General features: G+C 65.4%; 1 protein-coding gene. It reads left to right on the top strand.

Annotated features, from left to right (window positions below; genetic code table 11):
• Positions 1–4,343, top strand: a 4,343-nt coding sequence (locus ACFP9U_RS24045; RefSeq protein WP_378625310.1) for a DUF6923 family protein, incomplete at both ends; no start/stop codon positions are given.

Raw genomic sequence — 4,343 nt, 5'->3', positions numbered from 1 at the left:
CTTCTGACGGTATCGGCCACGGACGCGCAAGCGCAGGCGCAGACCCCGTTCGCCGCCTGTACGTCGACCATGTATCTGTCGATGGGCGCCAATCCGACGCAGCTCCACAGCGTCGACACGAGCACCAACCCGTTCACCTTTCCGGCCATCGGCGATGAGGAGACCCCCGGCTACAACGGCATTGGCTACAATCCCACCGACAACTTTATCTACGCGTCGATTTGGGACCCGGATGCCGCGAATGGTGCCGGCAGGCACATTCTTCAGCGCATCGACAGCAATGGTGTCGTGCGGGAATTCGGCGTCATCGCAGGCGGGGGTATCAATACCGATGCCGCGCCCGCCGGGGGCGTTGATAATTATCGGAGTTGGATCGCCTCTGGCACGTTCGGGACGGACGGCTTCCTCTACCTCAAGCATAACCAGGCCAGGGACAGGATGTGGCGCGTCGACGTGTCGGATCCGAACTCGCCGACGGCAGAGGCCATATTCCTTGACGAGCTCATCACCCAAGGAGATATCTCCTGGCACAACGGACTGATTTACGCGGCCAACCACAGCGACGGCTTTCTTTATTCGATTGATCCCGGTACGGGAAACGTGAACCAGGTTGGCCCCACGGGCCTCGGCGCTGGTAGTGGCACCTTCGGGTCGATGATCAGCGCCACCAACGGCATTTTCGGCCGTCTCAATACCGGAGGCTTCTACCAGTTCGATCCCGTGACAGGCGCGGCGACGCTCATCTCCGATTCGCCGACGGGCGGCGGCGACGGTGCCAAGTGCCCCACGACGGCGGTGCTGCTCGACGCTGACCTCGAGATCGACAAGGACGACGGCTCGGCGACCTACGATCGCGGCGGTGAGGTGGTCTACACCATCCTCGTCCGCAACAACGGCCCCTTCGGCGTGCAGAACGCGCGCGTCAACGACGCGCTTCCCGCCGGCATCACCGATGCGTCCTGGACCTGCGGCAGCCCGACGAACGGCGCCACATGTGGCGTGGCCGGCGGTACCGGCGACATCGTCGACGCGGCGGTGAACCTGCCCGCCGAGTCGTCGGTCACTTTCACGCTGACCATGCAGGTGCCGCTGAGCTTCACCGGCGAACTCACCAACACGGCCACGGTGACGAATCCCGTGGGCTTCTCCGATCCGACCCCGGCCAACAACACCGATTCCGACACCGACGTCGCCGCCCCGCTTCTCACGCTCGAAAAGCAGGTGACGAACGATGACGGTGGCACGTTGACCACGGACGATTTCACGCTGAGCGCCGACGGGCCCGTGACCATCTCCGGCGTCAGCGGCAGCGCCGACGTGACGGATGCGGCGGTGCCGGCGGGCACCTATACGCTGAGCGAGACGAACCAGCCGGGCTACACGGCCAGCGACTATGTCTGCACCGTCGACGGCGGCACGCCGGTTTCCGGCAACTCGATCACGCTTGCCAACGAGCAGGTTGCCGTCTGCACCATCACCAATGATGACGAGCCGGGGACGCTGACGCTGCGCAAAACGCTCGTCAACAATGATGGCGGCATTGCCGAAGTGGAGGACTTCATCCTGACGGCATCGGGTCCGGCCAACATCTCCGGCCCGACGGGCGATCCCGCGGTGACGGATGCGGTCGTCCCGGCAGGCAGCTACGCCCTCGGCGAGACCGGCCCGGCCGGCTACACCGCCGGCACCTATCGCTGCGCCATCGACGGCGGCGCGCCGGTGGCCAGCGACAGCCTGAACCTGGGCAGCGGGCAGAGCGCCGTCTGCACCATCACCAACGACGACATCCCGCCCGACGTTTCGATCAACAAGGCGCTGGTCGACGAGAGCATCGCTGACGATCTCTTCCCGCAGGACGGCGAGTTCCTCACCTACGAGATCACGCTCACCAACACGGGCGGCACGGCGTCGAACTACGAGGTCGCCGACATTCTGGACGGCAATGTCGTGTTCCAGAGCGCCTCCCACGGCGGCACGCTGGCCGGCAACGAGGTGCAGTGGACGCTGACCGTGCCGGCGCAGGACGGGGGTGTTCCGGGCACCATGGTGCTTCAGGTGGTGGTGCAGGTCATCAACCCGCTGCCCCCTGGCGAGCAGGTGGTCAACAGCGCCAAGACGCCGACCGAGCCGCCGCCGCCCTGCCCGTCGGCACAATGCGTGGTCCTTCCGCCGCCCCCCTTTGTCGAAAGCGAGAAGCAGCTCGTTGCCGAGAGTGGCAGCACGGCCGGCGTTGCCGAACCCGGCGAGCAGCTCACCTACCAGATCACGCTGCGCAATTCGGGCAGCACCACATCGGACTATGACCATCGCGACCTGCTCGACCCGAATACGACTTTCGTCTCGGCCGACAACAGTGGCGCGCATTCGGGCGGCAGCCCCGGCGGCCAGGTGGACTGGACGGACCTGACGGTCCCCGGCGGCACGCCTTCCACGCCCGGCGTCCTGACGCTCGAGGTGGTCGTCACGGTGGTCGACCCCATACCCGGTGGCGTGTCGCGCCTCACAAATATCGCCTACGATCCGACAGAGCCTGTGCCCGATTGCCCGGCGCCGCAATGCGTCACCACCCCTGTGCCGGGAGTTGTCGACAAGGAGAAGCTCCTCGTCTCCGAGGACGGATCACGGGCGGGCGTGGCCGAGCCCGGAGAGCGGCTTACCTATGAAATCACCCTCACCAATACGGGCGGTCCGGTAACCGGTTACGAGGTCGAGGACCGGCTCGATCCCAACACCACTTTCATCTCCGCCACGGATGGCGGCACGGAAAGCGGCGGCACGGTAACGTGGACCGGGCTTGCCATCGATGCGCATGACGGAACAACGCCGGGCGAGCGTGTCCTGACCGTGGTGGTGGAAGTCGATGACCCGCTGGATCCAGGCGTGGTGCAACTCACCAACATCGCCGCCGAGCCGGGCGAAACGGTGGACTGCGAGCAAACACCGCAGCAATGCGTGACAACGTCCGCTGCCCCGCAGATCAGCAAGCTGAAGGAGCTGGTAAACGAGAGCGGCACAATGGCCAACGTCGCCGAGGCCGGTGAGACACTCACCTACCGCATCACGGTGACCAATGAGGGCGGCGCCGACCCCGATTACCGGCTTCAGGATCTGCTCGACCCCAACACCGCCTTCACCGGCGCCGACAATGGCGGCCAACTGATGGGCGATCACGTGGCCTGGGCGCTTGCCGTGCCCGCGCATGACGGGACCAATCCCGGCGTGCGCGTGGTGACGGTCACGGTGAGGGTGGACGAGCCGATCGCCAAGGGCGTCACGCAGCTCACCAATATAGCCCGCGAGCCAGGCGAGACTATCGATTGCCAGGTCACGCCGACGCCGCCGGAATGCGTGATCACGCAGACCGGTCCGAATGTATCGTCTGAAAAGCTTCTCGTGGCCGAAAACGGCTCGACCGACGGCATGGCCGAGCCAGGCGAGGATCTCACCTATGAGATCACCCTTACGAATACGGGCGGCGTGGCGCATACCAATTACGGCCTGATCGACGCATACGGCTCCAATGTCACCGTCGTCGATGCCGGCGGCGGCACGGACGAGGGCAGCTGGATCCGCTGGAGCGGCCTGACGGTCCCGGCGCAGACCGGCAGCACGCCCGGCACGCTGGTGCTGACCGTCGTTACCCGGGTCGACGATCCCCTGCCGTCGGGCGTGACGAGGCTTCGCAACATCATCAAGCGCGATCCGACGGATCCGGACCCGGAATGCCCCTCCGCGCAATGCGTGGATATTTCCACCACCGCCAACGTCACGCCGGTGAAGCGGCTGGTGTTGGAGGACGGCAGCACCGCTGGCATCGCCGAGCCGGGGGAACAGCTGACCTATGAAATCACCCTGACGAACGAAGCCGGCGCAACCAACGATTACGCTATCGAGGACGTTCTCGACCCGAACATGGTGTTCGTCTCGGCGGATAATGGCGGCGCGCATTCTGGCGAAAGCTCGGGCGGAATCGTGGAATGGTCAGGGCTTCATGTACCGGGCCACGACGGGACGAATCCTGGAGTGCTCGTGCTCACCGCCGTCGTCGAGGTGATCGACCCGCTGCCCGACGACGCGGTCTCCCTCAGAAACATCATCCGGGAGCCTGGCGGACCGGACCCCGAGTGCCCATCGGACCAGTGCGTGACGCTTGATCCGCAAAAGCCTGCGCTGACCTTGCTCAAGGAGGGTGCGTACGAGGATTCGGACGCCAACGGCTTTGCCAATCCGGGCGATACGATCCGCTACAGCTTCACGGTGACCAATACGGGCAACGTGCCGCTGTCCGATGTCGTGCCGCAGGATGATGGGCCGCTCTTCGGCGATATCGATGGCGGCGGCAC

This window comes from Nitratireductor sp. GCM10026969 (genome assembly GCF_042660605.1).
Classification (GTDB): Bacteria; Pseudomonadota; Alphaproteobacteria; order Rhizobiales; family Rhizobiaceae; genus Chelativorans.
The sequence above is the reverse complement of the archived record's forward strand: the minus strand, read 5'-3'. Positions and strand labels throughout refer to the sequence as shown.